The following is a 22,418-nucleotide window of genomic DNA, read 5'->3' as shown; positions in this document are numbered from 1 at the left end:
GGTCAGTTGCCCAGACCAAGAGGTCGCGTGGCGTGACGGTGCGAGCTGGCCAGTGATTGCCGGACGGATGGACGCAGGCTCGCGGTGAATTCGCTGCCATTGTCGAATGAAGTCCATGGTTCCAACGAAGCATATTCGTTGTCCAACCGATCGATGCCCAGATATCCAAACCCATCCCCGCCTTGACCAGCGAACGAGTCGGCTTGTCCCGCCACTTCCACGAACTCAATCCGCGTTTGTTGTTGGGGTTGAGAATGATGGAATTGCATCATCCAGTTTCCGCCAACATCTGTGATGGCGATCTCTTCCCCGAGCAGGCGACCGGCACCGTCGTAAATGCGTCCGACAATTTGGGTTCCTGGTCTTGCTGCTCCACTGAAAATCGGTTCGGGAGCCAGGAACTGAATCGCTTTTGTCAGTTCGCGTGGACGGTGTTGATGAGGCGTGTCGAAGTACAACGCTTCGGATTCTTCGAATGGCTTCGAGGCATCACGTTTGTCTTCTTGGAGCTGACCCTTTTCGTTTTGGCTGAAGTCGTTGTAAGCGTCAAAAGTAAAAAACGTCAGTTCGATCTCTGTCGGATCATTTGAAGTGCCGGTGTCGCCTGGTTCACCGAGATTGTTTCCGTTGGGATCATCGCCGCTGTCTGAATCGTCGGTGATTCGTCCGATTGGGTTGCCGGCTTGGTTCCGAAGTGGATCGCCATTTTCATCGAGTGGATTGCCACTTCCCTGAGCTTGGTTGATCAGTGTGACTTCGGTCTGTCCGGGTTCGCTGACCACTTCGACGGTCAACTGGACGGTCACGCTTTCGCCTGGACGAATCAATCCGGTGATGCCGTCGAAGATACTTTGGGTTGTATCATTCACGTAGGCGTTGTTAATGACCGGATCGACGGATGCATTGGACTCAACGATTCGGGGCGATCCAATCACTTCGCCAAAGTTAACTCCGTATTCCGATGCCAAGTCGTCGAACAATTGCAGATCACTGAGATCCGTCGTGCCCGTGTTCTCAAGGATGAATTCAATCGTCAGTTCATAGGTGAGTCCAAGTTGTTTGGCATCCACGATCGACTTCGCAACTCCCAAGTCGGGAATGTGCAGAGGTGTTGGGTCATCAGCCGAGGATGAATCGCCCGGCTCTCCTAGGTTGGTGGAGGACGGGTTCAAGCCCGAGTCGCTCCAGTCGTTGACGATCGCACTGGCGTTGCTTGGGTCCGAACCAGTCACTGTTGCTTGGTTCTCTAAGAACGATGCCGTTCCGCCCGCATCGGGATCGATTTCCACATCAAAGGTGACCGTGAATGTGTCGCCTGGAAGCAGTAACCCAGAGTTCGGGTCAAGCATGTTTTGAGTGACATCCGTCTCCCAATTTGGGTTGAGTGTTGGCGCGGTGCCGGACACGCCGCCCGTTTGGATTTGGGTGTTCGAAACGCCCAAGTAGGCGTCTCCGAACATGTCAGCAAGATCTTGCTCGAGTTGCAAGTTGTTCAGTTGGGTTGCGCCCAAGTTTTCGACGACGATGGTCACAGGAACGGTGAAGTTGTCCGAATCGGGGATTTGAACTGGATCACCATGGTCCAATGCGATTCCGATGGCGGGGATCAGCGTGGGATCGTCGAATCCGCCAGTGTCGCCTGGATTGCCAGGGTTGCTCGTTGCCGGATTGCTGCCGGTGTCGGAAAGGTCCGTGACGGTACCGTCATAACCCGCTACCAAGGGACGCGAGTCGTAGTCGCCCGAGACCGAAACTTGGTTGCTAGAAGTGGACACCAATTGATCGATGTCGACTCGCACGGTGAATCGAACGGAGATCTGGTCGCCTGGATCCAGTGTCCCCGACGAACCGTCAAACACTTCGATCAACGTGTCTCCGTTCCATGCGGCGAGATTCGGATCGCTGTTGGCGTTGGATGCAACGATGGACGGAGGATCGACGACGGAGATGAATCCAGGGCCAAAGCGATCGTCCAGGTCTTCGGTGAGTGTGATGTTATCAAGCGACACAGTGCCGAGGTTCCGAATGACGATTTCGTAGGTGATGTCGCGGTTTCCGTCGGGGGCTCCGGTTGAGGTGACCAAGCGTTTGGCGGCACCGATTTCTGGCAATACCAAAGGAGTCACATCGTCCGTGGATCCGCTGTCGCCGAGGGAACCAGCGTTGGAAGTGTTGGCATTGATACCACTGTCCGAGAGATCGCTGGCGACGACTGGCGAACCGCCATCGAGCAGCACGGCACCGTATTCGTCCAACGCTCGGCCTGTTGCTACGGCTTGGTTCTCTGCTGTTTGAGACAAACCATCAACGGCATCGGGATCAACGACGACGTTGAAGGTGATCTCAAAGGAGTCACCCGCATCGAGTGAGGCTGTGGTCGCATTGATCATCGACGCCGAAGTGTCGGTTTCCCATCCCGCATTGATGGTTGGGAACGAACCGGTGCCGCTTGTGTTGTTGATTGCCAACGAGCCGGTTTCGATTTCAATGAAGGCGTCGCCGAACTGGTCCGCGACATCATCGTGAAGCGTCAGTTGATCCAATGTAACCGAGCCAATGTTTTCAACCGACATCGTGTAGGTCACTGTGAAATGACGCGAGACGGGGTCTTGAGTGAAGCTGGTTTGCTGCTTGGCAACACCAATGTCCGCGACATAGACCTGGGTCGCATCGTCTTCTGTTCCTTGGTCGCCGGGGGCGCCCGAGTTGGTTCCGGTGACGCTGCTGCCACTATCGGATACGTCCGTCACACTGAGCGGCGTGCCCGGAACTGTCGTCACATCGGTTCCGCCCGCCGTCGATGTGTTGAAGATGGCAGATGCTGTTCCCGACGCATCGGGATCGACCGTCGCCACGAACGTGACGGTCAATGACTCACCAGCTTCGAGGAATTCAGTGGTGGCGGCGGGATCGAACATGTCCAGCGAAGTGTCGGTGGTCCACGCCCCGTTGATGACTGGTGTTCCAGCACTCGCCGTCGCTACGACGGGTGTCGACACGGAAACAAACCGACTGCCGAGCTGGTCTTGCACGTCATCAAATAGCGTCAGGTCGTCCAGTCTGACTGACCCCGTGTTTTCGACGTAGATCTCAAAAGTGACGTCCCAAAGGTCGCCATTGGCAACCACATCGAGAACATTCTTGAGTGTTTGCAAATTCGCAATTTGATCGGTGTCGCTGTCAGAGTTGTTGCCGGTTGTTGGATCCACTCCATTGAATGCGTCATCTGTCACGCTCACATCGACAGTCAGCGGATCGTTGTCCGCGTCAAGGATTTCAACGACGTCCCCTGAAATCGAGAGGTTGACCGTTTCGCCGTCTTGTACCACAGGCAAAGTCCAGGTCACCGTGCCGGCAACAGCATCGATCACGCCTCCAGCGGTTGCGGTCACATTTTCGAGCACATTGGTTGGGAATTCTGCGACGACCACAACATTCTCGCCACTGAAAGTCCCATTGTTGGTCAACGTGATGTCGTGGGTCACACTTTCGCCCGCGACGACGTTGTCGTTCCCGTCATCCACGGTGATCGTGTAATCAGGGTGTCCGTGATAGCCGAAATCAGTGGTGGTGTTGTCTGTGTTCGCTGCCAAAACGACGATGGTGGTGTTGTCGGTCGTCGCATCGTCGTTGTAGGTAGGGTTGTCGCCGACCTGGTCTGGCAAGTCGGTGGAGTCGACGCTGATGGTGTAATCGCCAGCGATCAAATGGTCGAAGGTGTAGGTTCCATCCGAGGCAGTGGTGACGGTGTCGGTGTAGTCCACTGTTGAATCACCATCAACGTCGATCGACAAGGTGACATCAACACCACCGAACCCACGGTCATTGTCGCCCGCGTCAAATACGCCGCCATCTCCTGAGTAGTCGAAGTACACGCGGTCGCCGATGGACGAGTTACCTCGATAGCCGAAGTCTTGGTCACTTGGGAGATTGGCCAATCCGATGGTGAAAGAAGATTGGTCGTCGAGCGATGCGTCTGGATCGTCAGTCTGTGTGGTTCCAGCCAACGGGGTCACGACAATTCGATAGTCCGCGCCCGGTTTTTCAGCGAATTCATAGACGCCATCCGAGTCCGTCGTAGTGACGAAGTCTTCTTCGTACGTTCCGTCGCCGTCGTGGTCCATTTGCAAAGTGACAGTGACTCCTGGTAAACCGGTTTCGCTAGCAGCATCATTGGACCCGTTGTTGTTCGCGTCCCAGTAAACAACGCCACCGATTTCAAACTGCGTTTCGCCAAAGTCCTGGTCGACGGCACCGGTCAATGGCAGGGTGACGCTCAGTTCGTCCGCACTGGTGCTGGTGTAGTAGCGAGGTTGGACTTGACGAACCACGTAGTCATCGGCGGCCAGGTTTTCAAAGGTGTAGTTTCCATTGGCATCAGTGGTGGTGAATTCCAGCAGATTGGTGCCGGTGCTGTCGTACAACTCGATGCGAATGGTTTCAATGCCGGTCGTTTCGCCTGCTTGCTGGGTGCCGTCGCGGTTGTCGTCCATGTAGACCGTGCCCGCGATGGTGGCTCCACGTTCACCGAAGTTGTACTCCGTTCCCAAGTCATTCTCGACGACATCGATTCCGGATATGACATTGTCGGTGCTGTCGTCTCCGTTGGACAAACTGCCGTCCGCGTGTTTGCCGTCGTTCCAAGTGGCCGGTTGCGACTGTGTGATCGTGTAGCCGGTCACGTTGGAAGGACGCAAGTTTGCGAATTCGTATCGTCCATTGCTGTCCGTTTGGACGGTGACGTCGATATCGTTTCCGCGATCGTCGGTGCCGGTCAATCGCATGGAAACCAATGCAATCCCTTCCTCGCCAGTGTCTTTCACGCCGTCGTCGTCGCGGTCGTTGTATACGAAACCCTCCAACGAATTGGGGCGAAGTTCTGCGAAATTGTTCTCGCTGCCGGCGGTGTCGCTGGTGATGACGACTTCAGTGAACTGGTCGTTGCCAAGCGTTCCGCCTTGAGTACCCACTGTGTCGATCCCATCGAGGCGACCGGAGGGTTGGCTGACTTGAGTGATGGTGTAGCCCGTTGCGTTAGAAGGACGCAGGCCGGTGAACTGGTAGAAACCATTGGCATCGGTCGTCACCGTTTCATCCACCGCATTGCCCAAATCGTCTGTGCCGGTGATGCGGATGGATTGAGATTGGATGCCAATTCCATCCGAGCGATTGCCGTCGTTGTTTTGGTCTGTGAAGACATACCCCGATACAGTTGACTCGATGACTTCCCCAAAGCGATAGTCCGTTCCGGTGTCACCGCCGGCTACGTTGACGCTTTGGATCTGATCGTTGGTGCTGATGTCTCCATTGGACAACGATCCATCGGTTTCCGATCGATCGGCATAGGCTCGTCCCGACGGTGCGTTGAAAGCGGGTTGCGTTTCTGTGATCGTGTATTCGCCTGGTCGCAGAGCGTCAAACGCGTAGAGTCCGCCACCGCTTGTTACCACCACGATGGGAGTGATTGCACCGTTGTCGTCTGTGCCAGTCAATGTGACCGTTACGCCATTGATGCCGCTGTCACCAGCATCAAAGATTCCGTTGCTGTTGGCGTCGTGATAAACGATTCCAGAGAGTTCGCCTTCTTCTAGTTCGCCGAAGTTGTAGTCCGATCCACCGTTTTCGTTCGCGGTCGAAAGCACGATGGTGGTGAATGTGTCATTGGTGGAGTCGTTTCCTCCACCCGTGCCGAGCGTGTCGGTACCGTCCAGGTAAGCCTTGCCGTTGGCCGCGGTGGTTGGTTGGGTTTGCGTGATTGTGTAGGTACCAGGACGCAGATCATCGAAGAGATAAAAACCGTCCGGGTTGGCGCCGTCACCGGTTGTGAACGTCCGAGCCGTGATCGCTCGTCCCAAGTGGTCTGTCCCGGTCAATGTCACGGTGACGCCATCGATTCCATTTTCTGTTCCATCCAAGACACCATCGTTGTCGGCATCAAAGTAGACGAATCCATCGAGTGAATGCTCGCGAACATGGATGTCATCGGTATCTACGTCGCTGTTGTCGCCGTCGGCATCGGTTTCGTTTCGCTCACCCGATTCGTTTCCATCGAGGGTTGTCGCGGAGGTGATGCGGGCTGTGTTGGTGTAGTCTTCGCCAACGATCACATCGTCGTGAATTCGAACGGTGAACTCGAAGCTCGCAGTTGCTCCCGAGGCAATGTCGCCACCGGTGTAGGTGATGGTTCCGGTCGTGTTGGTTGCGGCGAATCCAGATTCAGTGGAGGTGAAACTAACCGTTGAAATGTCATAGACGGCCGGATCCAGAATGTCTTGCAAATCAACTTCATAGGCAGCGTGCGGCCCATCGTTTTCGACTTCCAATGTGATGGTGACTTGATCCCGAGCGTTGACGTTAGCGAGATCGATTGACTTGCTGATTGTCAGGTTGGATTCGACCACCGTGACGTCCACCGAGTTCGATGGTGCGGCGGCCACACCATCTCCCGAAACATCGATCGTGGCGATGTTTGAGAGTGTTGATTGTGATCCGGTGTAACCTGTTGTTCCAGAATTGTCCGTGACGACTGCGGTGACCAGAATACTGAACGAATTGTTTCCGGCGTTGTTGTCGACTGCTGTGCTGATAGAACCAAAGGTGAAAGTGACATCCTCGCCGTCGGTCGTTCCACCGGAAACGGTTGGCGCGTTGACCGTGCCGTTGAAACCGCTGGTGTCCAGCGAGTAAGAAACATATTGCAGTCCGGTCGGAAGCTGATCCACGACGGTCAAATCGGGTGACTCTCCCTCAGGCATCGTCACTTGCAAGCGATAGGTCACTTCTTCGCCGATCGTGACATTCGAACCGATGGTCTCGGTTTGGTTGGTTGATTCGAGCGCCTTTGTGAAAGCGGGAGGATTGACCACAAACGAGATCGAATCGCCACTAAGGTAATCCGCCGTGTTGTCGCTGGAGTTGGTTCCCACGCGTTCGTCGCTGGCGACGTTGTGGGTGCTCCGGTTCTGAACGTCGCCGTTCAATGACGACCAGTCGACGATCGGATCGTTTTCGAAATCCGCGTTGGGAGTGACTGAAGACGCCACGGTTCCATTGACAGTGATGGTCACGGTCCGCCCGACTTGTGACGCGAGCATGTCCCAATCTGCGCCGGTGTATTCCAGCGAATATCCGGTGCCGTCTGAACCTGTGAGTGTGAAGTCACCCGCTGACACCAAACCTGCCGTGTCAGTCACGGAAAAAGTCACACCCGTGAGCGCTGATGCGGCACCGTTCTTTGGCAACTCATCGAGGAACCCCAGGTCGAATGCGTCGAGACCACTGTCGTTGGTGAGCTCGATTGTGTAGCTCACCGCGTCTCCCGCATCGCCGGTGGTTTGTCCCGGGTTGCCGGCGATCGAAATGCTCTGGTCCAACGTGATCTCTGGTTCAACCACCGTCACATCGACCGCATCATCGGTGACATCGTTGGCGGCGTTATCGCCCCAGGTGTAAGTTGCAACATTGTCCAGTGCGGTCGCGGCCTGGTTACCAGACGTATTGAGAACGACGGCTTGGTATTCGATCGTCAGTTGACCACCATTGCCATCGCTCGTGTCACTGTCGGTGACGGTCCCCAAGTCAAAAGTGATGGTCTGGCCGTCATTCGTGATGACTGGCGTCAGTGAACCGCTGTATGTGATGCCACTGTCGCTTGTGCTGATGACATTCACAAACGCTAGCCCGGCGTCCAATTGATCCGTGATGACTGATTGCGGCACGGTGGCCTCCGGGAAGTCGATGACCAACCGATAGGTCACCAACTCACCGATCACCCCTTGGTTGGCGCCGTTGCCGCCGGAAACGATTTCGGTTCCCACCAACGTTTTGGTGATGTCCCAAGTCGTGACCACGTTCACGTCCTGCGAGTCTGCTTGGTAGTAGTCGTTGGGTTGCCCAGTGGTGTCGCTGCCGTCACGTTCGCCAGTGGGCGATCCCGATCCGATGTCCGTTTCAAGGGATGTCCAGGTCAACGTGGCGTCGGTTGTCAATGTGTCATCGGGAGTGATGGTGCCATCAACCGTTCCGTCGTACTTAATCTGAACCGTTTGACCTTCATTGAGTCGGTCGAAGGAGACACTCAGAGAGGACCCGCTTTGACTGATTGTTGGGTAACCAGCATCGCCCGAGTTGACAGCTACACCATCGATCAGAATCGTTCCAATGGATCCATAGGTGAAATTGTCCGGCAATGCCGTTGTCAGCACCACATCGAAGGCGTCCGATTGGTTGATGCCGCTATTGACGGCGAAGTTCACCGTGTACTCGACCGTGTCTCCTGCATCGACATTGGGAACATCGGATGTGATGGTTGGTTGAGTCAGCGATGGTTCGACAATACGGGCTTGTGGACGGTCGCCATTGGGAAGATCGAACTGAGTGGTGTTTCCGGATTGGACGCGGAAATCGTTGTGCCGATTGTCGCCGCTGTCATTGCTTCCTGAGCTGGTATTGTCGACTAGGGCATCGAATTCAATGACCACAAATTCTGCGTTGGCATCGGTGTCCGAGTTGGTCAAATTGCCAAGCTTGAAGTAGACGTCGGTCCCGCTTGCGTAGGCGTCGTCGTTGCCGCTGGTCGAAGTGGAAACAGCGTTGTCAGGCAACGCGAATGTGGGCGTGAAGGATGAGTTCGTGGAGTCCAAACCGGCACCGGAAATGGTGTCCGATGAAAGGCCACCGTCGCTGATGAATGCGACGTTGGCATTTCCATCATTCAAGTACGTCAGTCCGGTCGGCAAAAGGTCGCGAATGACAAAGTCGTCCAGGCTTCCTTGTGGGATTTCTACTTGAATTCGATAGCGAATTGTCTCGCCAATGGTGATTCGTTCGACACCACTCTCTGACGTCGTGTGTGCTTGGTCTGTCGAAACAATGGTCTTGGTGCCATCAAAGTTTCGCGTCGCTGCATCGGCGGTTTCTGTCAAACCGGCCGCATGGTTTTGGCCGCCCTCTTTCGAGGCGTAGTGGGCGATCTCGGCGTTGTTCGTGTGTGTTTCGTTGATCGTGGTCGCATCGGACACTTCCACGTCATACAGGATCACCAAGATATTGCGTCCGTTGGTGGGATCGTCCCCATCGATTGATCCCGCGTCGGCACCGGAAGAGTTGGGAGTCGGTCCAGGGTCGTCAATGATGATCCCATCGCCAAACAAACCAGGGTTTCCACCGTTGACATCCGTGAACGTGTGATCTGCTCCCGTGCCATCAACCACCCGCATGGAGCCGCCGACAAAGGTGAATCCAGGTGGCAGTTGATCATTGACCGTGACATCGTGGGCTCCGCGATAGGATGACCCATAGTTTTCGATCACGATTGCGTAGCGAATCCGATCGCCCGCTTCCAAATTATCGATGTTGGCATTGACCGGAGTTGTTTCCAAGCCATCGCTGTTCAGAGTGCCGGTGAATGTCCCACCTGAACCCACCGAGTCGAACGTGACCGGTCCAATGTCACCAGTGATGTTGGCGTTGGCATTGTCAGTTGCGACCACGCCCTTCTGGATCTGCAACAAAGGTTGTGTCATTTCCACTTGGACAATTTCGTCCAATACGGTCGAGTCTTGTTGCGTTGTTCCTTCCGATGCGCGGACTTGGTTCGTCAAAAACAATCCATCGGCTGTAGGCAAATCGCTCGCTGTGATGGAAAGATAGAGCTCAATGTCCGACGGCAATGAGTTCGGATCGTCGTAGCTACCGAAGTCCAAAGAGAGGGCATTGGTTCCTGGGTCGACAACAATCGTTGGGGTGATGTTCGAGTTGGGACCGTTGCTGTTGTAAAACGAATCGTTGCCGCCAAATTCGATCACACCGGATCCCGGTGGAGTTGCGTCAAAAGAATTTCCTACGTCGACTGTCCAGCCGTAGGTCCCACCCGCATTGTCCGCTCCGTCCGCGTCATGGTCCGTCGCATTGAAAATGGGCAGCGGAAGAAAGTCCGTGATGACAAGGTTCTCAAAGTCAGCCGAGGCCAACGAATAGTTGATTCGATAGGTCACCACATCACCGGCGACCAAAATGACTTTGCCGGTTTCCGGATTGGTCGGAAGGCTGGTGCTTCCGTTGATCGCGTAGATCGTCTTCTCTAGCGTTCCGCCTTGGATTTGGATCGAGGCCGAGGAGGTGTCCGACTCGGTGTGCAGCTCTCTTTCCATCGGTGCGAATCCATCGCCCGGGTCATCGTCTTCGGCGTTTTCTCGAACTGATCCGGATATCGTCAAGCTGGAGTTGGTGATGATGTCGCCTTGGTCAACACTTCGGTCACCAGACGGGAATGTGTCGGCGTACTCATCTTGAATGATGGTGCGGAAGCGAATCGTACCGGTTGCGGAACCTTGGTTGGTGTCACCGTCCGTCAATCCACCCTGGAGAATTCCATCGGTAGCACCATTGTCGATCAGGACTTGCGACAGATCGAAGTTCAAAGTCGTCGTGCCGTCCGACAGGCCATCCTCAGCACCATCATCGGTTCGATCGATTTTGGTTTGATCGACCACCAATGTCTCACCGCTATCGGCGTCGATGGAATCTCGAACGGTGAAGCTTCCTGTGACATTTCCGTTCATGTCGGTGATGTCAAAGGTTGCTCCGTAGCCAAAGTCAAACAACTGGCCATCTTCGAAGAGGTCCGTGATTTGTAAATCACCGAACGTGTAGTAGTCACTGATTTGGAATTCCAAGGTGTATTCCAATGTGTCGCCGGGGGTTGCTCCCACGGACCCAACATCGTTGATGACGGCAACCGACTTTTGAATTGCGATTGCTTTGTTGTCCAAGGTGTGTTCAGGGCCTGCAGGATCTGAGACTGCGGCAGACGGATCATCACGGCCGTCGGTTGGTGTCCAGGTTCCTTCTGCTCTCGCGTTGTTGATCGATCGCGAGTCTGGGGCGGACGTTGTGTCGTCCTCCCCATCGATTGGAATGACTCGATCGGAGTTCCCGTCGAACTCTGAGACATAGAAGCTGAACGTCACCACAACATCACCGGTGGAGCTGGTGCCCGTCACATCATTGTCGAGGCTCACGATCAACTCTTGCGATGTGCCGGGGCCAGACAGACTCCCCAGGTTGTCCGTGTAGGCGGCGTTGGAACCGTTGACTGTGACTGAATCAATGCCAGTGACCACGATGTTGTCAGGCAATGAATCGATGACATCGAGATCTGTGATGGTTTGCCCATCCGCGATATCCACCCGGATCTGATATTGATGCTCATAGCTCGGACCGGTGGCGGTTTCGTTTTCTGATCCGTTGAATGTCTTTTGCAGAGAAATCAGCGTGGGGTTCAAACTCGTTGTTTCGCTCCATCGACTGCTGGCACCTGAGGCACCGCTGACATCGACTTGGTCGTCGCTGAGCAGTACGGCGTCCGCATCAGGGTTGTCGACTGGATCTTCGCCAAAGCGAAACGCACTTCGAGAGCCGATGACCAGTTCTTCACCCAAGTCGGCGTTTTCGCTCACGTTGCCGGTGACTGAAATCGAAGCGGCAGGCTGCCCGGGTGCAAACGAACCAAACGGCAATTCCAAGGTCACCAATTCGTCGCCCGCTCGGCCAAACAAACGTTGTTTGGTGGCAGTGCTGGATCCGTCGTTGACAGTCAACGCAGCGGCCGCTCCGCCAATCAGATTGACGCTGTCAACGGTGATGTCACCCACATCCACTTGAGATTGGGCGCCGATAAACTCGACTAGCACATAGCCGTCGCTCATTGAGCCGGTGACGTTGACTTCGCCAGGCGAAACACTGCTGAGTGATTCCAAGGCCGCTTGTACTGTCGCCGCGTCCGCATCGAATGCGAGGTCAGATGTGGTTTGTCCACCGAAGCTAAGTGTGAACGTTCCGCCCGTCGTGGCAGGATCGATCGTGATCGCTTGCGTTTCGTTCTGAGCTATTTTGAAGAACGGATGTTCGACGACTCCGAATCCGTTGGAATCGTTCCCGAACGTGGTGACAACGGAGTTAACCGCATTGCCCAGATAGGTCGCCGACGCAAACGAGACGCCATCGTCACCGTCAGCTCCCGCAGCCGGGAAGATTAAGTCGACTGTTGGCCCGTATCCAACATCACTGCCGGTGTTCTCGAATGAAACGTTGAAATTGACGGTTTCACCCAATTGAGCATCGGTGGAGCCGGCTGGCAAAGTGACTTGTGGGCCTGCCGCCAATCGATGTGAGTAGGATTGTTGGGCTTGTCCGCTGAAGGCAATTTCCGTTTCGATTTCCCCGTGGTGCCGCTCCAATTCCCAGTCAGCTTGGCGATGGCTGGCACCCGTATCGTCATCGCTGGCGGCAACATCAGCGGCGGTCAACGCAGCCAACTGCTCGACCAACTCTTCACCTTCGACTGAACCGGCAACATCGCATCCGTAGAGCAGGATATCGCCATTGGTGGAGATTGCGTCGCCCCAGGCAGAGACGCTTCCCGCGTTGGCGTACAAACTGTCGGCGTCAACCCAATCACTTCCCAGTCGAAAGGCACCTTGTTCGCCGTGAGAGACCACATGAATCGCGTCAAGGTCCTGCCGATCGGCTAGCAACGCGCTGAGTTGTTCGAAGCCACTTTTCTCACCATCCAAGAGAAACACTTCAAAGAGACGGTCTTCTTCATCGCGGTTGGTGAGGTCGTCAATCAGCTCTTCATAGTCTTCGACTGCTGGGTCGATGATCACCAATTCACGACGCTGTTCGATTGACTGATCGTCGCTCGATGTAGCCGCATCTGACGATTCATTCGTTTCAAGTGAGGCCGAGTCGGCTTGCTCGGCTGATTCCGCTTGATTGGATTCCGACGGAGCTTCCATCGGAACGGCGGCATCAAACAGGATGCGTTCTTCAAGGGTTTGATAGAGGCGAATGGACTGCGTTTGAAAACGTTTCATCAGAACAACCAGCTACGTGTGACGAGTCCCCGTCGGTAAACAGGGATTCAGGTGAACTTCTGTCACAAGCTTGCCGCGCCCGGCCTCAAAGGCTGCCCAAATGTGCGAATACAGCTTCGCATTGGTGCAATCCCGAAGTTAAAATGAACAGGTTGTGCTGATTGTATGTTTCGCATTCTCACCGCTCACTTCTCACGGCTGAAAATTGTGCGATTCGTGAGACATACAACCCTCACGACCCGACCGACTGGCGAAGATGATCGTTTTGCTTGCTTCGCCCGCGAAATCGCAAGAAGGGGCGAAGGAAGTCGATACCGTGACGCGTTGCATCGCAGCAGTCGGACGAGGCCGCATTGTGATCAGCGGCTTGCAGAAGGTTTCGAGGCCAATCAGATCGTCAGAAATGTTCGGGCACAACCATGTGAGCCGTTTGGGCGTTAGCCTCGGTTGTACGTGGGAGCATTGGCGTTTGCCAACACCGTTCAAATGCCGAAAGACTCCTGCCGACCTGCTTCGATGCTGATTGTCTTGCTCACGGTTGTTGAGGCGTGAACTCAGATGAAGCGTTTCGAATTGGCGAAACATGCACTGGCGAGCCCGGCACAGGGTCACCGTACGCAGAAACTGCATGCGAAGTCACGCGAGGTGACGCTGAAGCTTCGACCATCGGCGAACTTGGTTCGTCACCGTAAATCATGCCGAGAGAGAAATCCTTGGAGTACTGTTGCGATGGCAAATTGCACTCGCAATACCGCTGGAGATTGATGTTCTCTGAACTTAGCAGCGTGCCGGTGACTTTCTTGAGATTGACCAATGCCAAGTTGTAAGTCAGCTGGGCGGAGAGGTATTCGTACTCGGCGTTCGCGACCGTCGCTTGTGTCTCCAAAAGATCTTGCAACGCCAGTGCAGCACCATTTTGACGAGGCGGAAGCTGGGTCCAACGCAACTGAAGAGCCTCGAGTTGGCGTTGCCGAGAAGCCAGCGCTTGTGACTTCGTGGAAAGCTCTTGGAGCGAGGTGCGAAGCTCGTTGACTCCCACCGCCACTTCATAGCGAATGTTTTCCAGCGTGGTCGCGTATTGGTGCTCGATCTGGCGAAGTTCGAGTCTACGTCGTCGCAGTCGAGCCTTTGCGGCACGGTTTCCTACCGGTCGTTCGTAGACAAGCCCAATTCCGTACGAAGGTGAACCGGTATCAAATTGGCGTGAAAATGCGGCCAGCGAATCACCTTGGTCTTCCAAACCAGACAGATAGGTCTGTGTCACAAGGTTCAATACCGGCATCAACTCGTTGCGAGACATGTTGAGTCGAACGCACGCAGCTTTGTTTTGCTTGATGGCTTGTAAGACTTCGGGACGGCGTTGAAACGCAATGGCAACACTCTCGTCCAAGTTGACCTGGCTGAGTTCGAGGGTTGGCACATCCGATGGCAGAACCTCAACGTCAACCAATGTTGGTGAATTCACGAGGCTTCGAAGACGAGCTTGCGCATTTGCGACCGCGGCTTTCGCGCGGACGAGATCGGATTGTCGCGATGCGACGGCGGCGCGAGCGGCAGCGACTTGAACGTCCGCTGCATCAAGGCTACTGCGAGCTTCCAATCGATCCAGGATCTGTTTGCCACGTAGATAGAGATTGATGCGTTGGAAATAGGCGGCTCGTTCCAAGTACAATGCCCAATAAGCGCGGGTGACTTCCAACAAATGAGATTCAGTCTGACGCCGGAATTCATCCTTGGCGGCATTCTTGTCAATCTGAGCCAGGACAATGAGACTTTTGTTGTAAACCTTCCCTCGTCCTCGCATGAGTGGCTGAGTGAATCCAAGCACTAAGCGAGCAGTTCCCTGTGGATCAGGTACGAAAAACTGTGAGTTGTTGTCTTGGAATCCAAATTGTTGAGACACGTCAAACGTTCCGCCAGAAACAGTGCGACGGCGCAGTCCGGTTCGTCCGGTCCAATTGTGATCGTTGAATCGAGTCGCACCGGCACCTGCGGTCAAGGAATTGCCGATCGGTTCGCTCACGTCATCCCAACGGGTGTCCATGAAGTGATTCCAGTCAAACGCCGAGCTCGCTTCAATGACCGCTGTTTCGCGAATCAGGGGTAGCTCACTGAATACTTTGATCTGCTCTGAATGCTGCAACGCTTCGACGATGGTTTGTTCCAGCGTGATGGCCTGCGGCAGATCTTGATCTTGCAAGGCGGACCCAACGTGTGGTGTCCACCATCCGTGATCAAAGATAGATGTTTCAGGTATAGGAGCGTCCAACGATACGCCTCTTGCGACCGCTTGCAGATCGTCGAAACTTGCGGCCGGGGATTGCGACCAGCCGTAGCGCCCGGCTCCGGTGAGCACGATGGCAGCAATGAAGGCGAGAAAAAATTTGGATAGCGACTGAGTATGAGAAATAGATCGTCGGTTCATCGTCATGGGAGTCATCGAGTCGCAGTTGGGAGGCAGCGGGCTCACGACACATCCTTGAGTAGAGAAGGGGACGAAAACGGGCAAAGGCCGAGTCGTAGAATTGGGCATCCTTGGCAATGACATTCAACTTCACTCAGTATCGAAACAACTTCTTGCTCAGGAAAGAGAATGTCGTATGGGTGTACAGAAGGTCCCAACCGAAACAGTCGGTTTGAAAATCCGACTATTTCATGTTCATCTTGAGTGGGTGAATCCACTAGTTCGCAGCTTCATAGAACCACCAATCGCGGAGCGTCATCGCGATGGGTTGCTTCGGCATTTGGATGCGGCATACCGCAACTTGGCCAGGCGCTAATTGCGGTTTGGCGGAATCAACCGAGTCTAGAGCGAGTGTCGCTGTCAATTTGAGTTGAGGGTTCACCCAGCGCGGTCCGCCGGACTCATCACCGGCATAAACTGGAAGCGGTCCGCCCACGGAAGCAGCAAGCTCAGTGAACTCGACCCGATCGCTTGCTTGCATTGAGTCGAGTTGCAAAGCGATGTCCATTGGATGACTGGGTTGGCCTTCAACCCACAGCCTCGCCCGATGGACCGAGTTTGTTTCCCAGTGCAACGATTGGTCAGCGGGTAGCAACGCGACAATATGGGCGGATTCATTGTCGCCCATCGTGCAAACGGCTTCGCCGCGACGTAGGAAGCGACCTTCCAAGTCATCAAGGTTGCCTTCGACGATCTGTCCAGCTTGCGGTGCGACGATCAACAGCGAATCCAGTTGCTGACGAACGGAATCGAGTCGGCGTCGAAGAGATTGTTCATTCGCCGTTTCTGCTTGGAAACCTGCGATGTCGCCACGGCTATGAAGACGACGAAGGTGGCTTGCGGATAACCGGAGGTTGGATTGGACAATTGCCAATTCCGATTCCAGTTCAGGGCTGGTCAGTTGGCATAACGGGTCACCTTTTTGAACCTGATCACCAACGCGTACCATGACCTCCGCAACAAATCCAGATTCAGCACACCGAATCGACTGCGTGTCTGCCAATCGTATGCTGGTGGGAAGTTGCTTGGAACGGGCAATTGGAACGAACAAAGCGAATATCCCCAATCCAACTACTCCTGCGACCATGGCCGCCACGCGTTTGGTGCTGAGATGCATGGCGATTCCTTTCGTTGGATCCATCAAGTGGCTCAGTAGTAGTGAAAGATGTTTTTGTGCCCAACCGAAGGCGACCGCGAAAACTAGAAGGAGTCCCCATCCCGAAAACATGGTGGAAGCTGCAATTAGCAAGGTGACAGTGATGAATACTCTCCACACTCCGGACAGGATGCCGTGCCCAATGATCCATCCTTTCGGGTTGGCGATTTCGTTGGGACCGATTGCCTTTCCTATCAAGACTCTCCCTAGGATGGCTCGCAACGCGCGGGATCCTTGGGTGGCCAAGTTTGGGATTTCCAATCCATCAGCCATCGCGTAGTAGCCGTCAAAGCGCATCAACGGGTTCAGGTTGAATGCGAAGCTGGTGATTGCAGCTGCAACCATCACGTCGACGCATTGCAATCGAAGCAATGGATCGTTCGTGGATGCAAAGACGTTCATCGCGAGAGAGGCGATCATCAATTCGAAGAACACTCCAGCCAACGAAACCGCAATGCGTTTCCACTTCGATGTCAAAAGTGAAACCGACGAAACATCCACGTATGGCATTGGAACAAAGAGAATCATCACGATTCCGCAACCGCGGACGGCGCATCCGAACAAGCGACACGCCAGCGCATGACCGAATTCGTGAAGGACTTTCAAACCAGCAAAGGTGAACATCAAGGACAACAGGCGATCACTCACAACGGCTTGGCGAACGGTTCGTTCCAATGCGTCCAAATGACCCGCGAATAGCGTTGCGCCGGTGAAAAGACAGAGTGCCGATGCGATCGCGAGTAGCACCAGGATCGGTTGTGAAAGCCGCTGCGTGATTGCGGCGATGTAGCGATCAGGATTCCCAAAGCGAAAACGTTGAAACAATGTTCCGACAGTGAGCGAACGGCGATTGAGATCCAACTTGTTTTGTGATTCTGACTCGCCGTGTTGGCCCTTCCGCGTCCGGCTGTGCAGCAACCCGGTATCCACCAACCAGCCCAATAGCCCGAGGGCTTCATCGTCGCCAAGAGCCTCTGGTCCGAAACGTTGAGCGACGACCGCCACCGCTTGCTCCACCGTTCGTTTGCCGTTCAATGCGGTTGCGAAGGAGTATTCTGATTCACCCAAACGATGGTTCCGACCGCTCGCTGGATCATCAATCACATAACAAGGGCAGCCGCGATAGAAGTGTCGGACAACCGTCAGGTCCGAACGCAATTCTGGCGAGATCGACATGAGGTCGACTGTTCGCGCGTCAAACTCGGTCGGCGATGGATTGCCAGAGAAGGATGGTTCGGTGGTTGAATTGAATGCTTGGGACATCGTTCACCACCATCTTGCAATGCGATCAAATGGGCGATGGAAAAGAACCCAGCCCAGCGACTTGGTGCCCGCATCAACCTTTGCCACTCCATTCATTCCCGGTCGCAAACGACCATCGCGATTGTCAATCGTGCAATGCACGATGAATCCGTGTTGTTGATTGACTGCGGTCGCCTGAGGCATGATTCGATCAATGGTTCCCATGATGGACGACCCGCCCAGTCCGTCAATATCCAGATCGACTTGCATGCCAGTTTGAATATGGTGAATGTCATGTCCGGGAATCAAAGCAGCTGCCCGCAACTGTTCCAGCGGTGCGATCTCAAAGATCACGTCGCCTTGATGGACCGGAACGTTTTGCCGATCTTCCAAGGGAGCCTGCAAGACAATGCCAGCCTTGGAAACATTCAACTCTGTGCGTGCGAGCCGTTGGTTGAAAAGAGACAATTTGGCGTCGATTTGCTCGATCTGCAGGCCTGCCGCGACCGCTTCGGCGGCTCGGTGAGCGATCCACTCCTGGTCTTGGCTTTTGGCGAGCTCTAAACGCTTGGCGTTCAGTTCGTCGATTTGCAACAGCAGTTCGCGATCTTCCATCCTCGCCAAGCATTGAGCAGGGACCACTTCGTCTCCGGCGACGACGTTCATCTCTCGAAGCAATCCATCAAATGGTGCAACGTGGAAGTTGCGAGTCGTCGGTTGGACTTCAAAATCAGAGGTGACGTTGTGAGTCACCGGAACGAACATTGCCGCCACTGCCGTGACCGACACGATCAAAACCGCAAGTTTTCGACTGGGAGTCAGGCCACTGATTCGCTGTCGAAGCTGTTCCCAGCGTCCACCCTCGGCTCGCTGGTTTTGAGACAACACGGACGTGATTGGTCCTCGGATCGCTGACGCAAACTCAGTCAAGCCATCGTGAGAAACAAGTGTTCCCACCCGACCAACGATCAGGATGCATCCCAGCGGTTCTGATTGAGAGTCGAAGAGAGGGATTGCCAGGACGTCGCCCTGATTCTCACTCAATTGTTGCTGTGCATACCCAACGATGCTCTCGGTTGGTTGCGCGAGAACAGCAGAAGCAATTCTGATTTGATCGGAATCTGCACACTCGACCGCAACTTGACAATACAGCCGTGCCAGGTCGGATTCCTGGTCGATCGCTGGCGTATCGGTGACCGCCACGACTCGATTGGGACGATCCGTTTCAGCTTGGATGTAAACCACACGCTGCGCTGAAAGATGGCGACGCAGGTGATCAGTCACGAGGTGGCATGCCGAAACGAACGATTCACATCGAGAAAGATCCTCAAGCACCTCGATCAACCAAGCAGCAGATTGAAGTTTCGCGTTGGCTACGGCGATGCGCTGACGTAGTTCGAGGTCTGATCCGGATGGGATTTCGGCGGAATGAACTCGCTGTGTTGGACGAATCTTGACCGGTGTCGGCGCGTCGTTTGAACTAGCGGGCATAGTACGCCTCCAGATCGCGGTGAGAAGCCGAAACAGAAATTCGCGGTGCAGTCAACGCGGAGGGAGCATTCGAAAGCGGTGGATTGAGCGATGGAGAAGTGCGTGCACTAGATCGCGTCACCACTGGTTGCAGTGAAAGCAGTCGCACTCGGCGGCCCGCCCGCCACTGACGCGAGTCGTTGTTGAGCATCACATCGACGCTGACCAAACCACTGTCCGCTTCTGTGACGGCGGAGATGTGTTCGACTTCTCCCACCACCGGGGATCGGCGTGCACTATCGAATTCCAGCGCAACGCTTTGTCCAACAGTCAGAGAGGACGCGGCATCAGTGTCCAGGAAGAATGTGCAGCGCAAACGATCCAGTTGCACCAAAGTCATCAGGTGCGGTGTGGCTGTTGAGACGTATTCGCCTGGATGAGCAATCACATCCACCACGACGCCCGACAGTGGCGTGCGAACCAATCTTCGTTCGAGTCGCGTGTTGGCTTCTTCCAAACGCAATTGTTTTTGAGCCGAGTCGTTCTGCGCTGACTGCAAGGCAATTTCCTGCGTTGCAACTTTGAGGTCCGCTTCCCGCAGTTCTTCAGGACTGGTTGCACCGGAATCGTACAGCCTCCGCACGTTTTTCGCGTGAGTTCGGTAGCTCTCCAGCTCAATCCGCAATTGTTCGATTTGCGAATTGTCTTTGGCGTCACACTCGGCTAGTCGTTGCCCGATCCGATGCAGGTCGTCGTCCAGTCGAATCAAGACTTGTCCAGCGCAGACCTCATCACCTTTCTTGACCAGGACTTCTTCAATCCGTCCCGACTCTTTCGCAGCCAACTCAATCCGATGAACGGGCTGGGTGAAAGAGATCCATTCTTCGCCCTGACTTGTTTGGCTAGATGACCCCAGTATCAACAGTAAGACAGCGACTCGGGTGGAGAGAGCAAATGAAATTTGGACGGGATGATAAGCGAGAGCGTGTTGGGATTGCATTATGCCACCTCGTTTTGAATTCGGTTGATCCACTGATCGCGAGCGACCAGTTGCAATCGTTGAACATGGCCGTGGTGTTCTAGTTGTCGTTGCAGTTTTTGAATGGCTCTGTCGATGCTGGGAATAGGAGTGCCGTTCGGACTGTCCAACCGAGCGAGTTTGCTTTGGATGCGACGGGCCAAAACGAAAGAAGCTGCATGGCTCTCAAGTACCATGTCGTGCAAACTGGCAAGTTGTTGGACACTGCCAGGCTGGCCTTGGCGAGCAACACGTCCGGCAAGTTGTCGATCAACACGCATTGAGTCGTGGTGTTGTGTTGAGATCAAATGCAGGCCGCCCCGCTGAAGCACCTCAGGAGCAACCTTTATGTCGGTCCCGCGGCCTGCAATGCTGGTAGTTACTGTGATTCGGTTCGGGCGACCGGCCTGACCAACTAATTCGGCCTCGTCCTCATCTTGCATGCCGTGCAAGATGCGAACCGATGGGTTTTGAATCCGAATCAATTTTCCCATGCGATCCGCTTCTTCAATGGAACGTGTCGCCACAATCACTGCCCGGCCATCGTGTGCTATGCGGATGGCTTCCGAACTGGCGAATCGTTCCTTCGTCTCGATACTCGAAAAGTAAAGCGATGGAAGTCGTTGACGCAAGGATGGACGGTGAGTGGGGAACACTTGGACTTTGAGTCCAAAGAAGGTTTGGAAATCCTTCTCATTTCCCGTCGCTGTTCCCGTCAGCCCACACAGTAGGTCGTACTTTTGAAGGAATCGTTGCCGGGTGATTTGAGCGGCGGTGGAGGATTCACAGGTAGGCTGCAGGCCCTCCTTGATCTCGATTGCCTGATGCAGACCACCTCGCCAAGTTCGTTCTGGATGGATCCGACCCGTGTGAACATCAATGATCGCCACTTTGTCCTCGGAGACGACATAGTCGACATTGCGAGCGTATCGATGATGAGCCATGACAGCTTGAGAAACATATTGGGGCCACGGTCGCCGAAGCGGACTGTTTGCCACTCGTTTGTGCTGCTCTCGAATTCGATTGTCTGCCTCAACCGAAAAAACGCAGCGTGATTGATTCAACTGAAAGTCGCGTCCAGCTTCAAACTCGGTTGCTAGAGAGTTCGCCTCTCGCAATGCTTCTTCGTCCAATGAAGTTGCTCCCGCCGAACTACCCAGCACCAACGGCGTGCCGGCTTCGTCAATCATCACGCTGTCTGCCTCATCAATGATCGCCACACCTCTTCTGATCTGAATCGGCCGCGACTCAAGGCTGGGCAATCCATTCAACGCGTCTAAGAATCGGCGTCCGGCCGGAACGCTACCTTGGCTCGTCAGGTTGACTTGATCTCGCAAGTAGTCGAAGCCGAATTCGCATCCCGATCCGTAGGTGATGTCAGAGCAGTAGGCGACGCGTTTCTCGTCGGCTGATTGCTCACTGTGCAAGCAGGACACTGTCAGTCCGAGACAACGGAAAACGGCACGCAATTGTTCGTAGTCTCGGCGGCTGAGATATTCGTTCGTTGTTGCAACGTGTACGCCGACGCTGTCGTTTGCCAACAACGCAGCGGCAAGTCCGGTGATGAAGGTTTTGCCTTCTCCTGTTTGAACCTCCGCAATTCGACCTTGCGTCAGCGCGATCGCTGCTTCGATCTGCACCGGATACAAACGGATTCCAAGCACATCGTGAAAAACATCAACAACGGAATCGACCTTGGTCCGGTCGATTGCCTGAAGGCATGGCGATGGATTCCGTAGGAATGATTGAAATAGCATCCCGAAGTTGAACCAGAAAGACGCGCGGAAGGACAGGTTCTGTCACCTTCGTCCATACGAGTCGCTTTGGTTGACGTCAGAGAAACACGTTTCGCAAAATGGAAGACTGATTGGGCGAGTAGTGCATGCAAAGCGGAGAATCCGGTCGATCGGAATGCGAATTTTGAAGTGCTTTCGCGGTCAGTTTCGAACTTCGTTGACGGGTGTGCGAGAACACGCAATCCCACAATGTTTCCTGTTTTTCGAAGCCAACTCAGACGGGGGCGCGGTGCCATCAAAGGCGCAGCGGGAAGGAGGTGGGCTCCGTTGAAAATCGATCGACGGAAACGCGTTTGGCGAACGCGATGATGTGACATGATCCTGGCGGGATTGGCCCAGTTCAAAATGTCCATGATGTTTTTGGTAATGAAGTGAGATGGCGCATGACTTGGTT

At 54.6% G+C, this 22,418-nt stretch carries 6 protein-coding genes; all 6 read right to left on the bottom strand.

Annotated features, from left to right (window positions below):
• Positions 1–2: 2 nt before the first annotated feature.
• Positions 3–12,878: an SdrD B-like domain-containing protein gene (locus CEE69_RS16210; RefSeq protein ID WP_099261675.1), complete on the bottom strand. Its 12,876-nt coding sequence runs from the start codon at positions 12,876–12,878 to the stop codon at positions 3–5.
• 532 nt (positions 12,879–13,410) lie between these two features.
• The gene (locus CEE69_RS16200) at positions 13,411–15,309 is read right to left on the bottom strand and encodes a TolC family protein (RefSeq protein ID WP_158231039.1); all 1,899 of its coding nucleotides are present in this window, start codon (positions 15,307–15,309) and stop codon (positions 13,411–13,413) included.
• 250 nt (positions 15,310–15,559) lie between these two features.
• Positions 15,560–17,761 carry a biotin/lipoyl-binding protein gene (locus tag CEE69_RS16195; protein ID WP_099261672.1) on the bottom strand — a complete coding sequence of 734 codons (2,202 nt, stop codon included), beginning with the start codon at positions 17,759–17,761 and terminating at the stop codon, positions 15,560–15,562.
• A 3-nt stretch (positions 17,762–17,764) separates the two neighbouring features.
• Positions 17,765–19,231, bottom strand: coding sequence for an efflux RND transporter periplasmic adaptor subunit (locus CEE69_RS16190; protein ID WP_099261671.1), 1,467 nt, complete (start codon positions 19,229–19,231; stop codon positions 17,765–17,767).
• Positions 19,221–20,210 carry an efflux RND transporter periplasmic adaptor subunit gene (locus CEE69_RS16185; RefSeq protein ID WP_099261670.1) on the bottom strand — a complete coding sequence of 330 codons (990 nt, stop codon included), beginning with the start codon at positions 20,208–20,210 and terminating at the stop codon, positions 19,221–19,223. Before CEE69_RS16185 ends, CEE69_RS16190 begins: the two co-directional genes overlap by 11 nt.
• On the bottom strand, positions 20,210–21,985 hold the full coding sequence (locus tag CEE69_RS16180) for a preprotein translocase subunit SecA (protein ID WP_099261669.1): 1,776 nt from the start codon (positions 21,983–21,985) through the stop codon (positions 20,210–20,212). Before CEE69_RS16180 ends, CEE69_RS16185 begins: the two co-directional genes overlap by 1 nt.
• Positions 21,986–22,418 lie beyond the last annotated feature (433 nt).

Origin of the sequence: Rhodopirellula bahusiensis (genome assembly GCF_002727185.1) — a bacterium.
Taxonomy (GTDB): domain Bacteria; phylum Planctomycetota; class Planctomycetia; order Pirellulales; family Pirellulaceae; genus Rhodopirellula; species Rhodopirellula bahusiensis.
The sequence above is the reverse complement of the archived record's forward strand: the minus strand, read 5'-3'. Positions and strand labels throughout refer to the sequence as shown.

Coding starts and splice junctions, on each gene's coding strand:
- CEE69_RS16210 (WP_099261675.1), bottom strand. CDS start 12,878: ATGAAACGTTTTCAAACGCAGTCCATTCGCCTCTATCAAACCCTTGAA.
- CEE69_RS16200 (WP_158231039.1), bottom strand. CDS start 15,309: ATGACGATGAACCGACGATCTATTTCTCATACTCAGTCGCTATCCAAA.
- CEE69_RS16195 (WP_099261672.1), bottom strand. CDS start 17,761: ATGTCCCAAGCATTCAATTCAACCACCGAACCATCCTTCTCTGGCAAT.
- CEE69_RS16190 (WP_099261671.1), bottom strand. CDS start 19,231: ATGCCCGCTAGTTCAAACGACGCGCCGACACCGGTCAAGATTCGTCCA.
- CEE69_RS16185 (WP_099261670.1), bottom strand. CDS start 20,210: ATGCAATCCCAACACGCTCTCGCTTATCATCCCGTCCAAATTTCATTT.
- CEE69_RS16180 (WP_099261669.1), bottom strand. CDS start 21,985: ATGCTATTTCAATCATTCCTACGGAATCCATCGCCATGCCTTCAGGCA.